Annotated in this window: 20 protein-coding genes, 1 tRNA gene and 1 pseudogene; 21 read left to right on the top strand and 1 reads right to left on the bottom strand. The window is 63.3% G+C overall.

The features are described from left to right. The 14 genes from ruvA (at nucleotide 1) to nadA (ending at nucleotide 11296) form a co-directional block, all read left to right on the top strand. Entirely contained in the window at nucleotides 1–621 is a 621-nt protein-coding gene (ruvA, locus tag IPF49_13910) for a Holliday junction branch migration protein RuvA (GenBank protein ID MBK6288700.1), read from the top strand. Nucleotides 622–631: 10 nt separating this feature from the next. After that, nucleotides 632–1681, top strand: a complete 1050-nt coding sequence (ruvB, locus tag IPF49_13915; GenBank protein MBK6288701.1) for a Holliday junction branch migration DNA helicase RuvB — start codon at nucleotides 632–634, stop codon at nucleotides 1679–1681. Next, nucleotides 1678–2115 (top strand): tol-pal system-associated acyl-CoA thioesterase, encoded by a 438-nt coding sequence (gene ybgC / locus IPF49_13920; protein MBK6288702.1) that lies wholly within the window; start codon nucleotides 1678–1680, stop codon nucleotides 2113–2115. Before ruvB ends, ybgC begins: the two co-directional genes overlap by 4 nt. 18 nt (nucleotides 2116–2133) lie before the next feature. Next, nucleotides 2134–2832 (top strand): protein TolQ, encoded by a 699-nt coding sequence (tolQ, locus tag IPF49_13925; GenBank protein ID MBK6288703.1) that lies wholly within the window; start codon nucleotides 2134–2136, stop codon nucleotides 2830–2832. Between the two features lie 18 nt (nucleotides 2833–2850). Continuing rightward, entirely contained in the window at nucleotides 2851–3264 is a 414-nt protein-coding gene (tolR, locus tag IPF49_13930) for a protein TolR (GenBank protein MBK6288704.1), read from the top strand. Between the two features lie 3 nt (nucleotides 3265–3267). Beyond that, nucleotides 3268–4044 carry a TonB C-terminal domain-containing protein gene (locus IPF49_13935; protein MBK6288705.1) on the top strand — a complete coding sequence of 259 codons (777 nt, stop codon included), beginning with the start codon at nucleotides 3268–3270 and terminating at the stop codon, nucleotides 4042–4044. A gap of 2 nt (nucleotides 4045–4046) precedes the next feature. Beyond that, nucleotides 4047–5339 carry a Tol-Pal system protein TolB gene (tolB, locus tag IPF49_13940; GenBank protein MBK6288706.1) on the top strand — a complete coding sequence of 431 codons (1293 nt, stop codon included), beginning with the start codon at nucleotides 4047–4049 and terminating at the stop codon, nucleotides 5337–5339. A gap of 38 nt (nucleotides 5340–5377) precedes the next feature. Next, on the top strand, nucleotides 5378–5911 hold the full coding sequence (gene pal, locus IPF49_13945) for a peptidoglycan-associated lipoprotein Pal (protein ID MBK6288707.1): 534 nt from the start codon (nucleotides 5378–5380) through the stop codon (nucleotides 5909–5911). Then, nucleotides 5908–6738, top strand: a complete 831-nt coding sequence (ybgF, locus tag IPF49_13950; protein ID MBK6288708.1) for a tol-pal system protein YbgF — start codon at nucleotides 5908–5910, stop codon at nucleotides 6736–6738. Before pal ends, ybgF begins: the two co-directional genes overlap by 4 nt. Before the next feature lie 58 nt (nucleotides 6739–6796). Beyond that, a tRNA-Lys gene (locus IPF49_13955) sits at nucleotides 6797–6872 on the top strand. A gap of 605 nt (nucleotides 6873–7477) precedes the next feature. Continuing rightward, nucleotides 7478–8233: a 2OG-Fe(II) oxygenase gene (locus tag IPF49_13960; protein ID MBK6288709.1), complete on the top strand. Its 756-nt coding sequence runs from the start codon at nucleotides 7478–7480 to the stop codon at nucleotides 8231–8233. 558 nt (nucleotides 8234–8791) lie between these two features. Further along, complete coding sequence (locus IPF49_13965) at nucleotides 8792–9040, top strand: hypothetical protein (protein ID MBK6288710.1); 249 nt, start codon at nucleotides 8792–8794, stop codon at nucleotides 9038–9040. Nucleotides 9041–9397: 357 nt separating this feature from the next. Then, nucleotides 9398–10141: a M48 family metallopeptidase gene (locus IPF49_13970; protein ID MBK6288711.1), complete on the top strand. Its 744-nt coding sequence runs from the start codon at nucleotides 9398–9400 to the stop codon at nucleotides 10139–10141. 87 nt (nucleotides 10142–10228) lie between these two features. Further along, nucleotides 10229–11296, top strand: coding sequence for a quinolinate synthase NadA (gene nadA, locus IPF49_13975; protein MBK6288712.1), 1068 nt, complete (start codon nucleotides 10229–10231; stop codon nucleotides 11294–11296). 12 nt (nucleotides 11297–11308) lie between these two features. Here the strand turns inward: nadA and IPF49_13980 are convergent, their stop codons facing one another. After that, nucleotides 11309–12781 carry a M48 family metallopeptidase gene (locus IPF49_13980; protein MBK6288713.1) on the bottom strand — a complete coding sequence of 491 codons (1473 nt, stop codon included), beginning with the start codon at nucleotides 12779–12781 and terminating at the stop codon, nucleotides 11309–11311. A gap of 149 nt (nucleotides 12782–12930) precedes the next feature. On the opposite strand from IPF49_13980, the gene IPF49_13985 reads away from it, so the two are divergent. The 7 genes and pseudogenes from IPF49_13985 to IPF49_14015 all read left to right on the top strand — a co-directional run bounded on the left by IPF49_13985 (nucleotide 12931) and on the right by IPF49_14015 (nucleotide 24025). Further along, complete coding sequence (locus IPF49_13985) at nucleotides 12931–13191, top strand: sulfurtransferase TusA family protein (GenBank protein MBK6288714.1); 261 nt, start codon at nucleotides 12931–12933, stop codon at nucleotides 13189–13191. Next, nucleotides 13185–14276 carry an AI-2E family transporter gene (locus IPF49_13990; protein MBK6288715.1) on the top strand — a complete coding sequence of 364 codons (1092 nt, stop codon included), beginning with the start codon at nucleotides 13185–13187 and terminating at the stop codon, nucleotides 14274–14276. Before IPF49_13985 ends, IPF49_13990 begins: the two co-directional genes overlap by 7 nt. 28 nt (nucleotides 14277–14304) lie before the next feature. Next, nucleotides 14305–17208: an insulinase family protein gene (locus IPF49_13995; GenBank protein ID MBK6288716.1), complete on the top strand. Its 2904-nt coding sequence runs from the start codon at nucleotides 14305–14307 to the stop codon at nucleotides 17206–17208. A 31-nt stretch (nucleotides 17209–17239) separates the two neighbouring features. Then, nucleotides 17240–18406, top strand: a complete 1167-nt coding sequence (locus IPF49_14000) for a response regulator (GenBank protein MBK6288717.1) — start codon at nucleotides 17240–17242, stop codon at nucleotides 18404–18406. A 148-nt stretch (nucleotides 18407–18554) separates the two neighbouring features. After that, nucleotides 18555–21206, top strand: coding sequence for a pyruvate dehydrogenase (acetyl-transferring), homodimeric type (aceE, locus tag IPF49_14005; protein ID MBK6288718.1), 2652 nt, complete (start codon nucleotides 18555–18557; stop codon nucleotides 21204–21206). 42 nt (nucleotides 21207–21248) lie between these two features. Continuing rightward, nucleotides 21249–22910, top strand: a pseudogene (locus IPF49_14010) (2-oxo acid dehydrogenase subunit E2). Between the two features lie 59 nt (nucleotides 22911–22969). Continuing rightward, the gene (locus tag IPF49_14015) at nucleotides 22970–24025 is read left to right on the top strand and encodes a cyclic nucleotide-binding domain-containing protein (GenBank protein MBK6288719.1); all 1056 of its coding nucleotides are present in this window, start codon (nucleotides 22970–22972) and stop codon (nucleotides 24023–24025) included. Nucleotides 24026–24032 lie beyond the last annotated feature (7 nt).

Below are 24032 nucleotides of genomic sequence, written 5' to 3' on the forward strand. Positions count from 1 at the left end.
ATGATCGGTCGGATACGTGGCATCATCCTCGAGAAGCAGGCGCCCGAGCTGGTCATCGACGTGCATGGCGTGGGTTACGAGTTGCAGGCGCCGCTCAGCACCTTCTACAAGCTGCCAGCCCCGGGGCAGGAAGTGGTGCTGTACACGCATTTCGTGGTGCGCGAGGACGCGCAGCAACTCTACGGCTTCTGGCAGCGCGAGGACCGCAGCCTGTTCCGCACGCTGATCCGGGTCAGCGGGGTCGGGCCCAAGCTCGCGCTGGCGATTCTCTCGGGCATGGATTCCGAGGAGTTCGTGCGCAGCGTGCAGCGCAATGACGCACGCGCACTGGTGAACCTGCCTGGCGTGGGCAAGAAAACCGCCGAGCGGCTGATTGTCGAGATGCGTGATCGCCTCGACGAGTGGCGCCCGGAGCTGTCCGGGGGAAGTGTCGCGACGCCGTCCTCCGATATCGTCGCCACGAGTCGCAATCGCATGGTGCAGGATGCCGAGAGCGCGCTGATAGCGCTCGGCTACAAGCCGCAGGAAGCCGCGCGCGCGGTCTCGGCAGCGCTCGATGACGAGGTGCTCGAGAGCGAGGAGCTGATCCGGCGCGCCCTGCAGGGCAAGGCGCGTGCATGAGGAGCGCAGCATGATCGAAACCGACCGCCTGGTGGCCGCCGAGGTCAAGCAGAATGAGGACGTCATCGATCGTGCGGTGCGCCCGCGCACGCTTGCCGATTACGTGGGGCAACCGGTGGCGCGCGAACAGATGGAGATCTTCGTGGCGGCCGCGCGTGGTCGCAAGGAAGCGCTCGATCACACGCTGATCTACGGGCCGCCGGGTCTGGGCAAGACCACACTGGCCCATATCATCGCCAACGAGATGGGTGTGTCGATGAGGAGCACCTCGGGTCCGGTGCTCGAGAAAGCCGGCGATCTCGCCGCACTGATGACCAACCTCGAGCCGGGCGACGTGCTGTTCATCGACGAGATCCACCGTCTGAGCCCCCAGGTGGAAGAGGTGCTGTACCCGGCAATGGAGGATTTCCAGCTCGACATCATGATCGGCGAGGGGCCGGCCGCGCGTTCGATCAAGCTGGAGTTGCCGCAGTTCACACTGGTGGGTGCGACCACCCGCGCCGGACTCCTGACCTCGCCGCTGCGTGATCGCTTTGGCATCGTGCAGCGTCTCGAGTTCTATTCGGTGGCGGACCTCGCCTGGATCGTGGCACGCTCGGGACGGATTCTCGGCATCGAACTCGAGGAGGCCGGCGCGCGCGAGATCGCGCGCCGCGCGCGCGGCACGCCACGTATCGCCAACCGCCTGTTGCGGAGGGTGCGCGATTTCGCGCAGGTGCGCCATGACGGACGGATCAGTGCGCAGATCGCCGACGCGGCGCTCAACATGCTGAGCGTCGACCAACAGGGCTTCGATCACATGGATCGCCGGCTGTTGCTGGCGATGATCGAGAAGTTCGATGGCGGTCCGGTGGGCGTGGAGAGCCTGGCCTCGGCCATCAGCGAGGAGCGGGGCACGATCGAGGACGTGCTCGAGCCGTTCCTGATCCAGCAGGGTTACATGATGCGTACCCCGCGCGGGCGCATGGTCACGCGCGCGGCCTATCTGCACTTCGGACTGCAGCCGCGGGTCAGCATGGCCAATATGGATCTGCTCGGGCAGGCGGAGGATGAGCCTTGAGCGGCGGCTGGAGCAGTGACGAGTTTCGGCTGCCGCTGCGGGTATATATAGAAGACACGGACGCTGGCGGCATCGTCTATTACGTGAATTACCTGAAATATTTCGAGCGTGCACGGACCGAGCTGATGCGCAGTCACGGGTTTGCCCGGCCCGCGCTGCCCGAGGCCGGCCTGATGTTCGTGGTCAATTCGCTGCAGGTCGACTACCTCAGCCCGGCGCGGCTCGATGACGAACTGATGGCCTGTGCGCGGCTATGCGGCGGCGGCCGCGCCCGGCTGCTGTTCGCGCAACGGATCCTGCGCGCGGGGCAGGATATCTGTCGCGCCGAGGTCAGCGTGGCATGCGTGAGCCCGGCCACCGGCAAACCCTGCGCGCTGCCGGCGCGGATGCGCGCCGTGTTGAATGGCGGCGGCCCGGGGACCCAAACCGATTAATCGCAATGGAGAAATGACGTGAACGAAGAGTTATCGCTCTGGGAGCTGGTGCTGAACGCCAGTTTCGTGGTGCAACTGGTGATGTTGCTGCTGTTCATGGCCTCGGTCGTCTCCTGGGGCATGATCGTGCAGCGTGCCCTGTTGCTGCGCCGCGCGAAGCAGCAGTTGCTGGGTTTCGAGCAGACCTTCTGGTCGGGCATCGATCTCAGCCAGCTCTACCGTGACGGCAGCAGCCGGCTCGAGAACGGCGAACGGCTCGAGGGCGTCGAGAACCTGTTCCGCGCCGGCTTCAAGGAATTCACCCGCCTGCGTCAGCAAGAGGGCATCGATTCCGACGCGATCATGGAAGGTGCCCAGCGCGCGATGCGGGTCGCACTCTCGCGCGAGGAAGAGCATCTCGAGCGTCACCTGCCCTTCCTGGCGACGGTAGGCTCCACCAGTCCGTATGTGGGTCTTTTCGGTACCGTTTGGGGAATCATGCACTCCTTCCGCGGTCTCGCCAATGTGCACCAGGCGACGCTCGCCACCGTGGCACCCGGTATCTCCGAAGCCCTGATTGCCACCGCGATGGGCTTGTTCGCGGCGATCCCTGCGGTGATTGCCTACAACCGCTACTCGGCGCGGGTCGAGAACCTGATTGCCAACTACGAAACTTTCGCCGAGGAATTTTCCAGCATTCTCCATCGCCAGGCCCACGCGGTCAGAAAGAGCGCCTGAGGCTCCGAGGAAACCATCATGCCACGGCAACGCCGCAAACCCATCGCCGAGATCAACGTCGTTCCCTATATCGACGTGATGCTGGTCCTGCTCATTATTTTCATGATCACCGCACCGATGCTGATGCAGGGCGTCGAGGTGGAACTGCCCGATGCGCCGTCGGAGCCGATTTCCAACCAGGATGACGAGCCATTGATCGTCTCGATCAAGGCCGACGGCGGCTTTTACATCAACCTGGGTGCCGAACCGGAGAAATCCGCGAGCCTCGAGGTGATCAGCGACAAGGTGAGCAAGATCCTCAAGGCAAAGCCCAAGACGCCGGTGCTGGTCTGGGGTGACGAGAAGGTGGCGTACGGGATCGTCGTGACACTGATGGCCGAGTTGCAGAAGGCGGGCGCAAAAAATGTCGGCCTGGTGACCGAGAATCCCTGAAGCATGCGCTCGCTGGAGGGGTTCATTCTGCCTGCGCTGGTCACGGTGCTGCTGCATGCAGTGCTGATACTGGCGCTGACCGCGAATTGGCAAAACAACCGCGATCCCGCTGCGCGGGTCGTGCCGCGGCATGTGCGGGCGCAGCTCGTGACGCTCGACAAGGCGAGCGCGAAGCCGGCTCGGAAAGCCGTCGCGTCGCGTCCCATGCCGCCGCCACCCAAGCCGAAAGCCGAACCGCCGAAACCGAAGGTGGAAGCGCCGAAACCCAAACCCCAGCCGCCGAAGCCGCAGCCAAAACCGCAGGCGAAGCCACAAGCCAAGCCGGCAGCGAAGCCTCCGCCCGATCCCAAGGTGCAGCAGCAGGCGCGCCAGCGCGAAGAGCAGCAGCGCAAGGCGGTTGAACGCCAGCGCCAGATGGAGCGCGAGATGGCGCTGGCGCTCGCTGCCGAGGACGAGGCCATGCAGGCCGAGAATGACGAAGCGTTCGCGATGACCTACACCGATGCGATCGCGGCGGCCATAGAAGACAACTGGAGCCGTCCGCCCAGCGCGCGGCGCGGTATGGAAGTGATATTGAGGCTACAATTGATCCCGACCGGCGAAGTGGTGGCGGTAAGCGTGCTGAAAAGCAGCGGCGACGAGGCCTTCGACCGTTCTGCGATCAACGCGGTGCACAGGGCCGCGCGCTTTCCGGAAGTCGCCCAGGCACCGCCCAAGGTGTTCGAGAGCCATCTCCGGAGCTTGCAGCTGAAGTTTAACCCGGAGGATTTGCGTCTGTGATCATGCGCTTTGCTGGTATTGTCCTGTTGCTGTTCTGCGGCGCGTTGAGTGCGGCCGAACTGACCATCGAGATCACGTCGGGCAATGACAACCCGACCTCGATTGCGGTGGTGCCGTTCGGTGCTCCGCCCGGGCTGCTGCCGCCGGAGGCCATCGACTCGATCGTGTCGGCGGATCTGCAGCGCAGCGGCCTGTTCGCGCCGCTCAAGGTTTCCGACATGATCGCGCAACCGCACGATCAGTCCGAAGTGTTCTACAACGACTGGCGCCTGCTCGGGGTCGATTACCTGGTGGTCGGGCGCATGACGCGCGATGCCGCGGGTCTCTACCGGGCGCAGTTCGAACTCCACGATGTGCTGCGTCAGAGTCGCCTGTCGCAGGAAACCGTCAATGGCTCCGAGGCGCAACTGCGTGACATTGCGCACTATATCAGTGACAAGGTGTACGAGAAGCTGACCGGTGTGCGCGGAGCGTTCTCCACCAAGGTGGCTTATGTCTCCGCCGCGCAACTTGGACCGAACCGCCAGAGTTTCCGTCTGATCAAGGCCGATGCCGATGGCGAGCGCGCCCAGACGATCCTCGAATCATCGGAGCCGATCCTGTCACCGGCCTGGTCGCCGGATGGCAAGCAGCTTGCCTATGTGTCCTTCGAGGATCACCGCCCCGGTATCTACAAGCAGGTCATCGCGAGTGGCCAGCGCGAGAAGCTCACCTCGTTTCCGGGCCTCAACAGCGCGCCCGCGTGGTCGCCCGATGGCCGGCGCATGGCGATGGTGCTGTCAAAGGACGACAACCCCGAGATCTACATGCTCGACCTCGTGACGCGCCAGTTCACGCGCCTCACCCAACACTTCGCGATCGATACCGAGCCGTCCTGGATGCCCGACGGGCGATCATTGCTGTTTACCTCGGATCGCGGTGGCAAACCCCACATCTACCAGATCGACATCACGACGCGCGAACTCAAACGCCTCACATTCGAGGGAGCCTACAACGCCCGTCCGCGCGCCATGCCCGACGGGTCGGGAATCATCTATGTTCACCGCAGCCAGCCAGGAGGCCCGTTCCATATTGCACTGCAGAATCTGCAGCGCAACACGGTCAAGGTGCTGACTGAAACCAGTTACGACGAATCACCCAGTGTCGCGCCCAACGGGAGCATGATAATTTACGCGACGAAGCGATTGGGTAAGGGTATACTCGGCGTCGTATCGGTGGATGCCAATGTCAAGTATTTCCTGCCCTCAGCCTCGCGTGATGTGCGCGAGCCGGCGTGGTCCCCGTACATCAAATGAAATCATTCCGTCCATCAGAGGATACCCTAGCCGTGAGCGTGAAGAGCCTGAAATTGAGTCGGTTTGCAGCGATGGTCATGTTGGCCGCGATGGTTGCCGCCTGTAGCGGCAACAAGGGTGACAGCGGTGCCTCTACCGGCGACACCATGGGTGACGGCACCGCAATGGGTGACGGCAGTGCCACCTCGATCGGTACCGGCACCGATGGGGGTCTCACACCCGAGGAAATGCGCATGCGCGCGGAGCAGGGTGGTCTGCAGTACGTGTTTTATTTCGATTTCGACCAGTCGCAGCTGAGCCCGGAAATCCGTGCCGCACTCGATGCGCAGGCAGCGGTCCTGCGTAACAGCAATACGCCCGTGCGTATCGAAGGCCATGCCGATGAGCGCGGCACGCGCGAATACAATCTTGCACTCGGCGAGCGCCGTGCCAAGGCGGTGTCCCAATACCTGATTCTGCAGGGTATCGATCGCAGCCGTGTTGAAACCATCAGCTATGGCGAAGAGCGCCCCGCAGCGCTTGGCGAGGATGAAGCCAGCTGGTCGCGCAACCGGCGCGTCGAGCTGAAGTGACGCGGCGCGTGATGCGTGCCCTGACGGCCCTGGTGGCCGTCGTTTTGCTCGCCCAGCCGGCCTGTGCGCAGGTCGAGGTCGTGGAGCCAGGTGCTGCTGGCGCGCCGCCCGCACCCCGTTCGGCGGCAGTTCCCTCGAGTAGCAAGGCGACGGTCGCCGCCGCTGCCGGCAATTCCAGCGGCGAGCTCTTCTACCAGTTGCAGGTGCTGCAGGATGAGCTGATGAAGCTGCGTGGCATTGTCGAAGAGCAGGGGGAGGAACTGCGCCAGCTCAAGCAGCAGCGGCTCGATGATTACATCAGCCTCGACCGCCGCATCGGCGGAGGCTCGGCAGCGCCACCCCCTGATCCCGCTCCGGCGTCCGATGTCCCGATAGATGCCACGCAGGCACCTTCGGCTCCGGCGCCATCGATGGCAGCCAGTACCGCACCACGCACGGCTCCCGCGGCCGGCGAGGAGCCCGCCTATCAGGCGGCCTATGAGCGGGTGCGCAACCGCCAGTTTCCGGAAGCCATTGTTGCGTTCAACGATTTCGTGGCGCAATACCCCAACGGTTCCTATACCGGTAACGCGCACTACTGGCTCGGCGAACTGTATCTGCTGGATGGCGACAATGCGGCCGCGAAAAGGAATTTCGAGACCCTGCTGAACAATTTTGGCGATAACCGCAAGGTGCCCGATGCGATGTTCAAGCTGGGCCGCATCTATCACCAGGACGGTGATGACGCCCGCGCGAAAGAGCTGCTGCAGAAGGTCGCCAACGATTATGCGGGATCGGACAGTTCGGCACCGCGCCTGGCCCGTGAATACCTGCAGCAGAATTTCTGAAGCCACCAAAAATGCCTTGTCTTTTATCGTTCAATCGGTACCATACGCGTCCTTCAAAGGGTCGTTAGCTCAGTTGGTAGAGCAGTTGGCTTTTAACCAATTGGTCGCTGGTTCGAATCCAGCACGACCCACCACCCATAAAAAAGCCGGGCAACGCCCGGCTTTTTTATGGGTGGTGGGTCGTGTTGTCATGGTTCGACCAGCCGGTTCGACAAATCGGCAGGAGTGCCGATTTGGACGCCGGTGCGAAGCGCCGGCGCCCGCAGGGCGAGCGCCACGGAAGGCGCGAGTCAATCCAGCACGACCGAGTACGCCGCCCCGGCTTTTTTATGGGTGGTGGGTCGTGTTGTCATGGTTCGACCAGCCGGTTCGACAAATCGGCAGGAGTGCCGATTTGGACGCCGGTGCGAAGCGCCGGCGCCCGCAGGGCGAGCGCCACGGAAGGCGCGAGTCAATCCAGCACGACCGAGTACGCTTGCCCAATTTCCCCGGGCTTTTTTGTCTCTGCGTTCCATCAAAAGCGTTGCGAACGGAACGCCCAGAATCTAAAATCCAATCACGCGGCGGCTGATTTTTGGTCGCTGGTGCCACCGCAAGTGGCTGGTGGGCGCCGTGTCGCTGGCTGGAGTTGCATCCGGGAAGAAATGTTTCTTCTTCGGTCGACGCGTTCGGCGCTTGTTGGATTGAGTGAGTCCGGATCGGATAGGCTTGGCCAATCCGGAATTGACAGGATTCCATCTTGAAATACATCGATATCGACACCCTGAAAAGCATCGACACCGCGGCCTTTCGCGCGGTGAGACCCTTTCCGTGGATCAACCCGCAGGGCTTTTTGACCGACGAAGGTCTTGCAGAGCTCACTTCGAATATGCCCGACATTTCCCTGTTCGAATCCACTTTTGGGTACGTCCGCAAGAACAATCAGGCCAAACATCGCCGCTATACCCTCGAGTACGACGACGGACTGGACATCTCTCCCGCCTGGGAAGCATTCATCGCAGAGCTGCGCAGCCCGGAATACCGGCAATTCGTGAACGAGATGATGGGCACGAAACAGATCAGTCTACGGATGCATTGGCACTACGCCCCCACCGGCTGTGATGTGTCGCCGCACTGCGATTCCCAGGTAAAGCTCGGCTCACATATCTTCTACATGAACACCCGTGACGAATGGGATTCTGCCTGGGGCGGTCAAACGGTGATCCTCGATGACCAAGGCCGGTTCCCGAGCGATTCGGCGCCCGCCTTCGACGACTTTGATCAGGAATGGGTCGCCGAAACGATGGACAATCACAGCGTCATTTTTGGCCGTAGAGGCAATTCCTGGCACGGCGTCAGGACCATCAACGCTCCGGAAGGAGCGATGCGCAAGATTTTTATCCTGGTTTACGAGGATGCCCGACCTCTCAAGCTTTTGAGAAAGCGCATGAAACGTTTGCTGACCGGAAAATCGACCGATATCGAGGCGGAACGACTTCGGAAGAACTGGGTCTGAGTGGGCTTCCAGCCCGAGAATCGGGGGTTGGCTGCGAGAAATTGGCGTGGTGGAAGGGAAAAGAGGGGGAAAAGGGGACGGATTTATTTATTCTGAGTGACCGAGGTGACCCGCCCAGCAGGCGGCCGAGAAAGCTGACATTGCTGCGCAGGGAGGAGTAGTCGGGCGGGTCGGAAATGCTGTCCATTTGCCTCGCCTGGTGCCTGCGCGAATTATGCCGGTGCTTCGCTCGTCGGGCGCAGTGATGCGGCCTTCATCGTTATAGGTCGGCGCCCGGACCGGCGGGTCAGGGGCAATGGCGGGCAGGGTGCGCGAACCCCAGGTTCTGGAGCCCGCGCGCATCCTGCTGCAGTATCTCGGCCGCGATTTCTATTCCATCAATGCGAGGATAAATCTGTCCCCATATTCGCATACGCCGCCTTTATCGCACTCAATCCGCTGTATTGCGCCGAGGGCACCAGCGACGACCTGATCCAGCCCGGACGCGACAGTTACTGGATATTCGAAGCGGGCAGCAAGACCAGCGATGCCGGTTTCGGGGAACTCCAGCAGCGCATCATGTCCAATCCCCTTCGCTACGAGGACGGCCGGCTTGGTTACTCGAGCAGCGGGTGCGAGCTGGAACTGCAGTACCAGGGAGAGTTCCGTATTGATAATGTTCCTCGGGACCTCGAGTACCCGCGCTTTGACTCGCCGTACGTGCAGGCGCCGAGGAAACCAGAGACAATCACCATTACCCACGACGAAAAGTCGTTGCACCTGGATTTCTACGGGCTGAAACGGGAGATGGGGGTGCCGGCAGCTTAACTGCAGGCCATGGGCTGGAGCTGCACAAACCAGGCTCAACGGCCAGCAGGTAATCCGCGCTCAGAGCATTGGCGGCGTACGGATCATTGGCCGTGGTCTTCAGCTCCCACGTGCCGGTGCTCGTGGCCTGCGAGTAGCCATCATCGTTGTTCTTGATCGCCGGGGCCGACGGCTTCTCCTCGCGACTGGCGATAAACGCGAGTGGCAGCGTATCCAGGTACACATAAGCAGTAGGTGCGCGCGTCCGGATATGTCATTGTTCGACCGCTGACCCGGCCGATCTTCCATCGATGCAAACCAAGTTCGCCGGTGCCTGCTTATCCCGCTAAAATGCAGTCCGTCATTCCTGGATCCACCATGCATTCAATCGAACTCGATGATGGACGGCGGGTGCCCTACAGCATCCGCGTGTCGCGCCGCAGTCGTCGGGTGCGGCTGACGATCGATCCGCGCAATGGCGTGGTGATGGTGACACCGCCGGGCGTGGACCGGCAGTGGCTGACGGAGCTGGCCGCGAGCTGGCGTGGCTGGGTTGCGACCCAGATCGATCAGATGGGCATCGGCGAGCTGCAACCCACGACGGGCGACCGCGTCGCATTGCCTGATTGCATTGAACTCGCTGCGCTGGGTGAGCGCTGGGAGATCTGCTATCGCTACACGCCTTCGGCCGCGGCGAGGGTGCGCCAGAGCGGAGCGGGTCGTTTGCTGCTGAGCGGTGATTGCGCGAACCACGGCGCCTGCCGTCGCGCATTGGTACGCTGGCTCGGTCGTCGTGCACGCGAGGTGCTGCCTGCATGGCTGGAGGAGGTCTCGGCCGCGACCGGGCTGCCTTTTTCCAGTGTCGTGATCCGTGCCCAGCGCAGCCGTTGGGGAAGTTGTTCGGCGAAGGGTGATATCAGTCTGAATTACCAGTTGCTGTTCCTGCCCCGGGAGCTCGCGCGCCATGTGCTGCTGCACGAACTCTGTCATACCGTCGAGCTGAATCATTCGGCGCGGTTCTGGCGCACAGTGCACCGCTTCGAGCCCGAACTCGAGCGGATGCGCAAGGATATGCGGCGTTCGTGGTCGCATGTTCCCGCCTGGGTGAACGAAGCCGCCTGAGACCGGGCGCCGGTCGGCGTGCAAATTCGCTGTGCTATGATTCGCGCCCCAAACCGGGACGGGGAATACACGATGGCTGGTGATCCGATGGATCTCGGGCAAATGGCAACCGAGGCGGAACTCGTCAAGGCGTTTCTGCATGCGCGGCACCCGGTCGAGTTGTCGCAAGCCGAAATCGCAGGTTACAAGACCCGGATCAGCGCGCTGCTGCGCGAAAAGAATGCCGTGCTGGTGGCGCACTATTACACCTCTCCGCTGGTGCAGGCGCTTGCCGAGGAGACCGGCGGAATCGTGTCGGACTCGCTGCAGATGGCGCGTTTCGGTCACGATCATCCGGCGAGCACCCTGGTGGTTGCCGGGGTGCGCTTCATGGGCGAAACCGCCAAGATCCTGACTCCCGCCAAACGCGTCCTGATGCCGACGCTCGAAGCCACCTGTTCGCTCGATGTGGGCTGCCCGCCCGATCTTTTTTCCCGCTTCTGCGACGAGCACCCGGAGCGCACGGTGGTCGTCTATGCCAACACCTCGGCCGCGGTGAAGGCGCGCTCCGACTGGGTTGTGACGTCGAGCATTGCACTCGATGTGGTGGAGTACCTCGGCAGTCGCGGCGAGAAGATCCTGTGGGCGCCGGACAAGTATCTCGGCTCCTGGGTGCAACGTGAAACCGGTGCCGATATGGTGCTGTGGGACGGCAGCTGCATCGTTCACGAAGAGTTCAAGGCCAAGGGTGTGGAAGACCTGTTGAGGGTCTACCCGGACGCTGGCGTGCTGGTGCACCCGGAATCGCCGCAGCCGGTGATTGCCCTTGCCGATGTGGTGGGCAGCACCACGCAGATCATCGAAGCGGCGCGCAAGCTGCCGCATCCGCGCTTCGTGGTGGCAACTGATCAGGGAATCTTCTATCAGCTGCAGAAGCAGGTGCCGGACAAGGAATTCATCATTGCGCCAACCGCGGGCGAGGGCGCGACCTGTCGCAGCTGCTCGCACTGCCCGTGGATGGCGATGAACGATCTGCAGGCGTTGCTGAGCACCCTGGAGCAGGAAGACAACGAAATCGAGGTGGACGAGCAACTCGCCGCCAAGGCCATGCTGCCGTTGCAGCGCATGCTGAATTTCTCGCGCGAACGCCATGTTGCGGTGCGCGGCAACGCCTGAAATCCGTCTCGTCTACAAATCGATTTCCTGGCGCATTTCCTGGATATCCGCAATCCGCGCCTGCACGCTCGCGCTGGTGTGGAAGTTGCCATCGGCGAGGTCGAGGGCATAGCCGAGCTGGCGCTCGGCGCGATCGAGGGCCCCGTTGAGGATGAAATATTCGGCCCGCGCGCGATGAACATCGACGATGTTGCCTGCCAGCCCGTGGGTTTCGGCCAGTGCGTACCACACCTGCGGATCGTCGGGGTGGAGCTTTGACTGGCTGACCAGCACCCGTTCGGCGGTTTTTGCATCGCCGGTTTTCAGCAGCGCGTCGGCATAGCTCATCGAGAGCGGCCGGTTGTCGGGATTCAGAGCCAGCAGCTTGCGCCGGCGGGAAACGGCATCCGCGGCCCTGCCCGAAGCGACGTCGATATCGGATGCGGCGAGCGTGAAGGCAATGTTGCCGGGGTAGTTCTTCAGCAGCGGCGATAGCTCGTTGCGCGCGGCCTCGAGTTCGTTGGCGCGGGTGAGCGCAAGCACCAGTCCGTAGACATTGCCGATCGCGAGACCGCCGTCCTTTTCGATCTCCGCGCGAAAGCGCTTGATGGAGTAGCCCGGCGTCTCGTCGAAGCCGACCTGTACCCGCGCCTGCATCAAGCCGAAATCTTCGCTGTCCTGGCGCCCCTGGTCGGAGTAGTTGCGGGCGCGGTTCTGGGCATCGGCGACGCGGCTCTCGGTGACCGGGTGCGAAAGCAGGAATTCCGGCGGCCGGCGCGTGTTGTAGCGCATTGACTCGAGCATGCGCGAGAACATCCGGGGCATGCCGTTGGCGTCGTAGCCGGCATTCACCAGGGTCAGCATGCCGATACGGTCGGCTTCGCGTTCGTGTGAACGGCTGAAGCGCAATTGCTGCTGCTGGATGGCGGCCTGGCTGGTGGTGATCGCCGCCATTCCCGCATCGCCGCCCGCCGTGGCCGCGATCACCAGGCTGGTGAGCAGCGCGAGCATGTTGGGCACCGCATTGCGCTTGGCTTCCTCCACGCTGCGCGCGAAATGGCGCTGGCTGAGGTGCGCCAGTTCGTGCCCGATCACCGAAGCCAGCTCATCCTCGTGCTTGGCATAAAGCAGCAAGCCGTCATGGATGCCGACCACCCCGCCGGGTACGGCAAAGGCATTGATCGTCGGGTTGTCCACCACCACCACCGTCAGATGCGCATCCGAGAGCTGGCTGTGCGCCGCGAGATCGAACACCACATGCTCCAGGTAATCCTCGAGCAGGGGATCGGAAACGGTGCGCACCTGGCTGCGGAACATGCGCAGCCAGGCCTGGCCGATGCGGCGTTCCTGCTGCGGAGATACATAGGCCGAGGATGTGTCACCAAGTTCCGGCAGTGCAATATCGACCGCCGTCGCCGGTGCCGCGACATGGCAGCACAGCACGGCAAAGCCGCAGACGAGCGCCGCGCGCACAAAGCCTCTGGAACGTGGAGCGGGTTTCAGCAACGGGGAGCAGGTCCTGTGCATGTGCCTGGAAATGTCGGGAGCTTTGAGTGCCTGCAGCGCAAATAATTCCCTCCTTGCGCGCAATGCGTTGGGCTGCCCGGAAGCCGCGCGTATACTAGCATGCCGATCCGTGACCACCAGTGCCGCCGATGCAACTGCCGATTGACGAAGTGGATGCCCGTGGCATGTCCTGCCCGTTGCCCCTGCTGAAGGCCAAGAAAGCCCTCAATGCGCTGGGGCCCGGGGCGTTGCTGCGGGTGCTCGCGACCGATACCGGTTCGGTGCGTGACTTCCGCGTGTTCTGCGAGCAGAGCGGCAATGTACTGCTCGAATCCACGGAACTTGACGGCGTTTACAGCTATCTGCTGCAGAAGCGCGCGAATTCGACCGGCGCTGCCCCCCGATGCTGAAAATCGTCCAGAAGTGGGTCGATCGCTATTTCGCCGAAGAGGAAGCGGTGATCCTTCTGCTGTTGCTGCTCGGATCGCTGCTGGTCATTGCCACCATCGGCGATGTGGTGGCGCCGGTGATAGCCAGCATGGTGCTTGCGTTCATGATGCAGGGCGTGGTCGGCCAGCTTGCGCGCCGCGGCCTGCCCGAGCCGCTGGCGCTGGGGCTCGCTTTCGCACTTTTCATCGGTGCGTTCCTGCTGTTTCTGTTGATCCTGCTGCCGCTGGCGTGGAGGCAGCTGGGCAACCTGCTCGCGGATCTGCCGCGCATGGTGGACGCGGTTCGCGACGCATTGATGCTGTTGCCGCATCGCTATCCCACGCTGATCAGCGAGAGCCAGGCAAGGGAGCTCATCGACAGCGGCAGTCGCGATATTGCCCGCCTTGGACAGAGCGCGTTTTCCTTCTCCATTGCCCACCTGCCGGGTTTCATCGGCATGGCGATCTACCTGGTAATCGTGCCGTTGCTGGTGTTTTTCTTTCTCAAGGACCGGCATGTGATTCTCGCCTGGTTTGCCGCGCTGCTGCCGGCGCGGCGGCCGCAGATGTCCCGCATCTGGCACGAAATGGATCTGCAACTGGCAAATTACGTGCGTGGCAAGGGCATGGAGATCCTGATCGTCGGCAGCGTCTCGATCATCACCTTCATGCTGTTCGGGTTGGACTACTCGCTGCTGCTCGGATTTCTGGTCGGGTTGTCGGTGGTGATTCCCTATGTCGGCGCGGTGCTGGTGACACTGCCGGTGGCGCTGGTGGCGCTGTTTCAATGGGGGTTGAGCCCGCTGTTCGGTTACCTGATGCTGGCCTACCTGGTGATCCAGGTGCTCGATGGCAATGTACTGGTGCCGTGGCTGTTTTCCGAGGCCAACAGCCTGCACCCGATCGCGATCATCCTTGCGGTGCTCCTGTTCGGTTCCATCTGGGGAGTCTGGGGGACGTTCTTCGCCATTCCGCTCGCCACCCTGATCAAGGCCACGATGAATGCATGGCCGAGTTCACAATCCGGAGAATCGGCATTGAACCTGCCGCAGGGTCCTGCGGTCTGAACATTTTCTCGTTACGTTGGAGACGCTGATGCAGTCTAAGCTGGTGCGCCACGCGGGGCTGGTCCTGGTGCTGGCGCTTTTGTGCGCCTGCGCAACGGTGCCGCGCAATACGGGTCCGGTCATCAAGGGTGAGCTCGATCCACGCGAATACCGTTATCTCGAACTGCCGAACCGCATGCGCGTGATCCTGGTGTCGGACCCCGCGAGTGACAAGGCGGCGGCCAGCTTGCAGGTGCGCGCCGGCAGCGGGGATGATCCCGAGGGGCGCCAGGGGCTGGCGCATTTCCTCGAGCACATGCTGTTTCTGGGCACCGGAAAATATCCGGATCCGGCGGAGTACCAGGCATTCATCAACGCCCATGGCGGCTCCAACAACGCCTACACCTCGGTTGATCACACCAATTATTTCTTTGACGTGGAGCCGGACAGCCTGGTGCCCGCGCTGGATCGTTTCGCGCAGTTTTTTGTCGCGCCGCTGTTCAATCGCGAATATGTCGCGCGCGAGATGAACGCGGTGGATTCCGAGTACAAGCTGGGGTTGAAGGACGACGGTCGTCGCGAGTACGACGTGTTGCGCGAGCTGGTACAGCCGGGGCATCCGCTGGCAAAACTTGCGGTCGGCAACCTGCAGACGCTGGGGGAGGGGTCCGGGGATATACGGGCCGACCTGCTGGGTTTCTACGAGAAACATTACTCCGCCAACCTGATGACGCTGGTGGTGCTGGGGCGCGAATCACTCGATGAACTGTCCGCGATGGTCGAGGCGCGTTTTGCCGCAGTGCCTGACCGCGGAGCAAAGGCGCGAGAGCATGCGCCGGCGCTGTTTGCGCCGGGAACGCTGCCGCTCGAGGTACACGTCCGGCCCGAAAAGGAATTGCGGGAGCTGAGCCTGCTGTTTCCGGTCCCGTCGGCGCGCGCGATGTACGGCGCAAAGCCGCTGGAATACATCGGCAACCTGCTTGGCCACGAAGGCCCCGGCAGCGCGCTGTCGCTGCTCAAGGAGCGCGGCTGGGCCGAGGGGCTCGGAGCCGGTGCCGGATTCGACCTGTACGGCGAGGATGCGTTTCAGATCAACGTGCAACTCACCGAAGCAGGTATCGCGCATTATCGCGAGGTGGCAGGCCTCGTGTTTGCCTCGATCGACCTGCTGCGCGATCAGGGCGTGGCGGAGTGGCGCTTTCGCGAACAAGGCAGCCTGGGAGAGCTGGATTTCCGTTTTCGGGAGAAGGGCAGTCCTACCGGAGCGGTGATCGGCATTGCCAATGCGCTGCAGGATTACCCGGTCGCGGAAGTCTTGCGTGGCCCGTACCTGTTTCGCGATTACGACAGTGCGCTGATTGCGCGCTACCTGGGTTATCTGCGCCCGGACAACGTGTTGTTGACGCTGACGCATCCCGGTATCGCCACGGATCGCGTGAGCGCCTGGTTCCAGACACCCTACAGCGTGAGCCGCCCGCAGCTGGCGGAAGTCGCGGCGGACGTTGCCGGTCGCGCCGCGCTGACCCTGCCGAAGCCGAACGAATTCATCCCCGGGAGGTTGGCGATCAAGGCGCCGGGCGCGGCTGTCGGTCGTCCCGAGGCCGTGGTGGAGCAGCCCGATTACCGGTTGTGGCACCTCCAGGACGCGCAGTTCCTGGCGCCCAAGGCTTCGATTTTCTTCCGCGTGTTGTCGGATACGGCAAACGCATCGGCGCGCAATGCCGCGCTCATGGCGCTCTATACCCGGCTGGTCGAGGATCAGTTGAACGAGTTTGCCTACCCGGCAACGCTGGCCGGATTGCAATACAGCATCGCACCGAGCAGCGGCGGATTCAGCGTCAGGATCGGCGGTTATGACGACAAGCAGGTGGTGCTGCTGGAGAAAATCCTGCATGCATTGCGCGAGCAGCAGTTCGATGGAACGCGTTTCGAGGCGCTCAAGACGGAGTTGCTGCGCAGTTGGGGCAACAGCGTGCGCGAGCGACCCTATGTCCAGCTGCTCGATGGCCTGGGCGAGTCGCTGGTGAAGCGGAACTGGTCCGATGCCGAGTTGCAGGCCGCGCTCGCCCCCGAGGACGCGGCGGCATTGGCCGGGCTGACCCGGCAAATGTACCAGCGGGCCGCGCTGGAGGTGCTGGTTCACGGCAATTTCGGGCGCGACGAGGCGAAGCGCATCGGTTCGCTGGTCTACTCCGCGCTGCGTTCCGGCACCCACACGCCGGCGCAACCGGCGCCGGTCGAGATCGTCGCCCTGGGGCGGGGGCAGCAGGTGCGCGAGTTCAAGGTCGATCACCCCGACTCGGCCCTGCTGTTCTACCTCCAGGGCGGTGCCGCGAGTTATGCCGAGCGCGCGCGTATCGCGCTCAGCGCACAGATCGTCAGTGCGCCCTTTTTCAATGAACTGCGCACCGAGAAGCAACTCGGCTATGTGGTGTTCGCACAGCCCTATCCGCTGTTCCGGGTGCCGGGCCTGCTGCTGGCGGTACAGTCCCCCGGCAGCGGGCCGGTTGCATTGACGGCGGCCGTCACTTCCTTCCTGAAACACCAGGCGCAGACGGCGGCCGATTTGCCGCAGGCGGAATTCGAGAGGCACCGGCGCGCGCTGGTCGATCGCCTGAACGAGTCGGCGAAATCGCTGGCCGAGCAAAGCGACCGGCTGTGGGCTGATCTGTCGCTCGGCGCCTACGGATTCGACGACCGGGCGCGGGTAGCCGCCGAGGTGGAGCGTATCGACAGGCAGCAGTGGGTCGATTACTTCCGGGCCAATCTGGACGGAGCCGCGGGCCGCGCGATGGTGCTTTACAGTCGCGGCAGCGCGCAGGCTCCGGGCGCTGCGCAGACCGTTCCGGGGCATGCAGTGACCGGCGCCGATCGCTGGCGTGACGATGCCAAATACTACCGTTTTGACTGGAGCGCCGCAGTGCAAGAATCACCTGCGGCACTACACTTGTAGCCATGCCCTCCGAGAGCAGGTAGCACGTCATATGCTGAACAAGACGGCGCTCATTGTTGATGATTCGCGCACTGCCAGCCAGATGCTGCGACTCATGCTCGAGCGCGAGGAGTTCCAGGTCGACGTGCTGGGAAATGCCGAAGCCGCGATCGGTTATCTGCGCGATCATCGGCCCGGCATCATATTCATGGATCACCTGATGCCTGGCATGGACGGATTCCAGGCGGTCAAGGAAATCAAGAGCACGGTCGCAACCTCGACCATTCCGATCGTGATGTACACGGCCAAGTCCGGTGAGCTCTATGTCGGACAGGCGCATGCGCTCGGCGCGGTCGATATCCTGCCCAAGCCCCCCACGCGTGAAACCCTGCGCGCCGTATTCCGGCGTATCGACGAGCGTGTGGAGGCCGCCAACGAGCCGGCGCCGGAGCCGGTCGTCGAGATCGTTGCACGCGCGCCAGCGCAGCCACCGGCCCTCGAGGCAGTAGTGGTCGCGGATGATGTCGAATTCGCCGCCGCCGACGTGGCGCACCCGCATAACGCCGAGCGCGGTACCGTGGTGCCGGCGCCGGGCCCGGATTTCCTGCGCGACGTGACCGGGGAGTCCGAGGACACCGGCTCTTCGTGGCAACGCGTCTCGTGGTGGCTGGCGGCGGCCGCGGCGGCGGCGTCATTTGTGCTTGGCACGCAGTTTTCCGCCCGGGAATCCGCGGACAGCCCCTATTTGCGCACCCTGTCGTGGGCGTTGAGCGAGAGCTTCCGTTACCCCTACGAGGAGGCACCGTTCGCGGGTGAGCGGGTCGAGCGGATTCGCACCCTGGTGGAACATCTCGCGCAGGCCGGGTTCAAGGGCACGCTGAGGCTGGAAGGCAACGCGGGACAGTTTTGCCTGGTTGCGGCTTCCGGCGGCTGGCGGGTAGCGGATGCGGCGCTGCCGATAGAGTCCTGCGAAATGATCGGCCTCAGCCCGCAGGAAGCGCGTCAGGCCAGCGGGCGCCAGTCGGCGGAATTCCGCGAGTTGCTGCAGAAATTGCCGCTGCTCGCCGGCCCGGATATCAGGCTGGAAATCGAGGCGCTCGGCGATCGCAACCCGTATCGACCTTATCCACCGCACGACCAGGTCGCATCGGCAGGCGACTGGAACCGTATTGCGGCGGAAAACAATCGCATCACGGTCAGCGTGACGCCGCGTTCCTGATCCCGGCCTGTGTATTGCGGCGTCTGTTGGCGCCCGGCTGCAGCAGTTGTAGAGTACACGCATCCAATTGTCATTGCAGTCTATTAACGATGACCGATCGGTTAACATTGACCGCTCGACCGATGCCGCAAATTGCAGGGGAGTTTTCATGCAGGAGGATATCGATTCGGCGGAAACAGGAGAGTGGCTCGATGCGCTCGATGCGGTAACGCACAATCGAGGCAAGGGGCGTGCCGCCTACCTGCTCAAGCGCCTCGTCGATCGGGCAACCGATAGCGGCGTGAAGATGCCGCCGGCAATCACCACTCCGTATCGCAACACCATTGCGCCCGAATCCGAACACCGCATGCCGGGCGATCTGTTCGTCGAGCGCCGCATACGCTCGCTGATTCGCTGGAACGCGCTGGCGATGGTGATGCGCGCCAATGATGATGACGAGGGGCTCGGCGGACATATCGCGACCTTTCTGTCCAGTGCCACGCTCTATGACGTGGGCTTCAATTATTTCTTTCGCGGCAACAGCGAGGATACGCGTGGTGACCTGGTGTTTTTCCAGGGTCACAGTGCGCCCGGGATGTACGCGCGCTCCTATCTGGAGGGCCGCTTCAGCGAGGAGCAGCTCGACAATTTCCGCCGTGAAGTAGACGGTCGTGGCCTTGCCTCCTATCCGCACCCCTGGCTGATGCCCGATTACTGGCAGTTCCCGACCGTGTCGATGGGATTGGGCCCGATCCAGTCGATCTACCAGGCCCACGTGATGCGGTACCAGCAGAACCGCGGGCTGCTGGATCATGGCGATCGCAAGGTATGGGCATTTCTTGGTGACGGGGAATGCGACGAACCCGAAACCCTGGGGGCAATCGGACTCGCCGGTCGCGAAGGCCTCGACAACCTGATCTTCGTGGTGAACTGCAACCTGCAGCGTCTCGACGGGCCGGTGCGCGGCAACGGCAAGATCATCCAGGAGCTCGAGGGGATTTTTCGCGGTGCGGGCTGGAACGTGATCAAGGTGATCTGGGGCAGGCTGTGGGATTCGCTGCTGGCGCGCGATGAATCCGGGTTGTTGCAGAAGCGGATGGACGAAGTCTGCGACGGCGAATACCAGAATTACAAGTTCAATGGCGGTGCGTACACACGGGAGCATTTCTTCGGCAAGTATCCGGAGACGCTGGACCTGGTGAAGGATCTTTCCGACGATGACATCATGTACCTCAATCGCGGGGGTCACGACCCGTACAAGGTGTATGCAGCCTACCATGAAGCCTACCACCACAAGGGTCAGCCAACCGTGATCCTGGCCAAGACCGTCAAGGGTTATGGCATGGGCAGCTCCGGCGAGGCGGCCAACGAAACCCATTCCGTCAAGAAAATGGATCTGGAGAGCCTGAAGAAATTCCGTACCCGCTTCAGTATTCCGTTGCGTGACGATGAACTGAAGGCGGTGCCTTACTACCGCCCCGCTCCGGACAGCCCTGAAATGGTCTACATGCGTCAGCGACGCGAGGCTCTCGGAGGCCAGTTGCCAAGCCGCGTGGCGAGCCGGGAGCGACTGGCGGTGCCGTCGCTGGAGAGCTTTGCGGCACAGATAAAGGGCAGTGCGCACCGCGAAATTTCCACCACCATGGCGTTGGTGCGGATGCTCTCGACGCTGGTCAAGGATCCGGGTATCGGCGAGCGCGTGGTGCCGATCGTGCCCGACGAGGCGCGTACCTTCGGCATGGAAGGAATGTTCCGCCAGCTCGGCATCTACTCGTCGGTCGGGCAGCGCTACACGCCGCACGACTCGACCCAGATCCTGTTCTACAAGGAGGATCGAAAAGGTCAGATTCTCGAGGAAGGAATAAACGAGCCCGGGGCGATGTCGGCGTGGATTGCCGCCGCCACCTCCTACAGCAATCACAACCTGACGATGGTGCCGTTCTATATTTTCTATTCCATGTTCGGTTTTCAGCGTGTCGGTGACCTGACGTGGGCGGCGGGCGACCAGCGGGCGCGCGGATTCCTGATCGGCGCCACCGCGGGGCGCACCACGCTGAACGGCGAGGGTCTGCAGCACCAGGACGGTCACAGCCACCTGGCGGCAGCCACCATACCCAACTGTGTCAGCTACGATCCGACCTACGCCTACGAGCTTGCGGTGATCGTGCATCATGGGCTCGAGGTGATGTATGGCCGGGGCGAGAGCAAATACTTCTACATCACCACGATGAACGAGAACTACCAGCACCCGGAAATGCCGCCCGGAGCCGAGGAGGGCATCGTGCGCGGCATGTACCGCATCGAGAGCGCCGCCGCGGGCGCAGGGAACGTGGTGCAGCTGCTGGGTAGCGGCGCGATCCTGCGCGAGGTGCGCGAAGCGGCGACGCTGTTGCGCGCCGATTTCGGCGTGGATGCCGATGTGTGGAGTCTCACCAGCATCAATGAACTGCGCCGGGACGGACTCGACGCCGAGCGCTGGAACATGCTGAACCCGCTGCAGGAAGCGCGCGTGCCCTGGATCACGCGCCAGCTCGAAGGTGCCGGCGGACCGGTGATTGCCGCCACCGACTACATCAAGGCATATGCGGACTCGTTGCGCGCGTTTATCCGGCAGCGTTTCACGGCGCTCGGCACCGACGGCTTCGGGCGCAGCGATACGCGCGCCCGGCTGCGTCACTTTTTCGAGGTGGACCGCCATTTCGTGGTGGTTGCGGCGCTGAACGCGCTCGCGCAGGAGGGGCGCATCGAAGCCGGCGTCGTGGCCGAGGCGATCAGCCGCTACGGCATCGATCCCGCCAAACCCAATCCGGCACAGGTGTGAACGGATGAGTCGCCGGGCAGGCGCCGCGAGAAGGAAGCGAGTGTGAAACAGCAGGCCGTAACAGTTCCCGATCTGGGCGGCGCCGATGATGTCGAAGTCATCGAGGTCGTGGTTGCCGACGGAGCGTCGGTCAGCCCCTAGCAGACCCTGATCGTCGTCGAATCCGACAAGGCGTCAATGGAAATACCCGCGCCCGGCGCGGGTATCGTTCGCGGCATCACGGTGAAGGTCGGTGACCGGGTGCGCCAGGGCGACACGATCCTGATGCTGGAATCCGTATCCGGGTCGGCCCCCGTGCCGGCGGCTTCTGCCGCGGAACCGGTTCCGGAGCCAGTGGCGAGCGCGGGACCGGCGCTTGCGTCCGTTGCACCCGCGCCGGAAATTGTGCAACCCGCAGCACCTGGCACCGGTGCCGGGCGTGATATGGCGCTGACGATTCCGGATCTGGGCGGTGCCAGCAGCGTCGAAGTGATCGAGCTGGCGGTGCATGTCGGCGACCAGGTGGCGGAAGGCGCGCCATTGCTGGTGCTCGAAGGCGACAAGGCCTCGATGGAATTGCCGGCGCCGGCTGCCGGCACGGTGCTGGCTCTCGAGGTGAAGGTCGGTTCCCGGGTGCAGGGCGGTCAATCCATCGGCGTTCTGCGCGTGGCCGCGGCAAGTGCCGCCGCGCCCGCCGCCACGAACGCGCCACCGGTGGCACCGGTCGCCGCCAGTGAGAGCGATACCGTAACCGGGATCAATCGAGTGCTGGAAAAGGAGCAGCGGCATGCTGCGGCGCAACCGCTCGAGCGGGCGTCGGCCAAAGGCAACATGGTCTATGCCGGCCCGGCAGTACGCCAGCTCGCGCGCGAGCTTGGCGTCACGCTCGCCGGGGTCGCGGGCACCGGACCCAAGGGGCGGATCCTCAAGGAGGATGTGCAGTCCTGGGTCAAGACACGGCTCGCCGCCGCACCTGCGAGCGCGGCCACCGCGCTGCCATCGATACCGGAGGTGGATTTCGCCGCATTCGGACCGGTCGAAACCGTGGCCCTGAGCAATTTCCAGAAGGCGACCGTCGGCAACATGCTGCGCAGCTGGCTCAACGTGCCGCATGTGACGCAGTTCGATTTTGCCGATGTCACCGACCTGGAGGCCTTCCGCTCCGGTCTCAAGCCCGAGATGCAGCAGCGCAACAACAAGCTCACACCGCTGGCGTTCCTGCTGGTCGCGGTGGCGCGCGCGTTGCGTGAACATCCCCGCTTCAATGCCTCGCTGCACCCCGATGGCGCGCAGCTGGTGTTCAAGCAATACGTACATGTCGGTATTGCGGTGGACACACCGCAGGGGCTGGCGGTTCCGGTGATTCGCGACGTGAATACCAAGAGCATGTGGGAACTCGCCGCCGAGGCCCGCGAACTTGCGGAAAAGGCGCGCAACCGCAAACTGAAGCTGATCGATATGCAAGGTTCGTGCTTCACGATTTCGAGCCTCGGCAATATCGGTGGCGAGGGTTTCACGCCGATCGTGAACGCCCCCGAGGTCGCGATCCTCGGTGTCTCGAAGCTCGCGGTGCGCCCGGTCTGGAGCGGCACGGAATTCCTGCCGCGCAAGACCTTGCCGCTGTCGCTGTCCTATGATCATCGGGTGATCAACGGTGCCGATGCCGGACAGTTCATGAGCTCGCTCGTGGCCATGCTGGCCGATATCCGGCGCTTGCTTCTGTGAGCGCTCATCCGCGCGCAGGCAGGCGCGTCCACCAGACAGCGCCGCGGAGCTGAAGCACGATGACACGACTGACGACAGCGGATATCACGCCGGCGCGCCTCAGTGAATTTCACGCGCTGGAGCCGATACCGGAGGAGCGGCGCGGCGCGCTGCTGCAGCAAGCGCAGATCCGCCGGCTCGGCCCGGGCGAGGTATTGCTGAGGGCGCGCATGCCTGCCGATACCAGCCTGTTCCTGATCCAGGGCGAGTTCGAGGTGCAGGAGTCCGCGAGCGTGCGCTACAAGCTCTACGCCGGTGGCGCTCAGGCCCGCCATGCACTCGAAGAGCGGCTTGGGGCGAGCGCCTCGTTGCGCGCGATCGGCGAGGTGAGCATGCTTGCGATCGAGCGCAGGCTCATCGAAGAGGCGATAAGCAACCGGGACCAGGAGGCTTTCACGATCGAGTACGCACCGGTCAGCATCCGCGAGGCGCCGAGGGTCGAGAAAAAAACCGTCGAGGACTGGAGCACGCGACTGCGCAATTCCACGTTGCTGAGCGCGATGCCTGCGGCCGATGTGCTGCGTTTTTTCATGGAACTCGAGCGCGTCGAGCTCCGTGCCGGTGACGATATCGTCAACGTCGGCGGCCGCAACGACTATTTCCACGTCCTGTTCGAGGGCTCTGCCGAGTTGTCGGGCGATCCGGCAGGCATTGGCGCGGCGCTCGAACTGGTGCCGGGCAGTCATTTCGGCGCGGAGGCGATGATCGGCGGCACGCCGAGCAATGTCACGGTACGCATGAAAACCGCCGGAGCGCTCGGCCGGCTCGGCAAGCAGCAATTCGACCGGATCCTGCGCCCGGTGCTGGTTCCTGTCGCCGATCCGGATACTGCAGCGGGCTTGCTCGACGATTCCGGCATGCGCTGCGAGTTGCTCGATATCCGCCCGGCGCAGGAGTCCGCGGGCGCTCGGCGCGACGGAGCACTCGGGCTGTCCGTCGAGTCGTTGCGCGATTCACTCCACCAGCTTGCTGCCGGATCGACTTTCCTGGTTGCTCCCGAAGGGGGGCAGCACGCCGAGCTGGGAGTGTTTCTGCTGCGCCAGGCCGGCCGCGACGCCTACCTGCTGAGCGATTAGCTCGTGT

The organism is Gammaproteobacteria bacterium (genome assembly GCA_016705365.1).
GTDB lineage: Bacteria > Pseudomonadota > Gammaproteobacteria > Pseudomonadales > UBA5518 > UBA5518.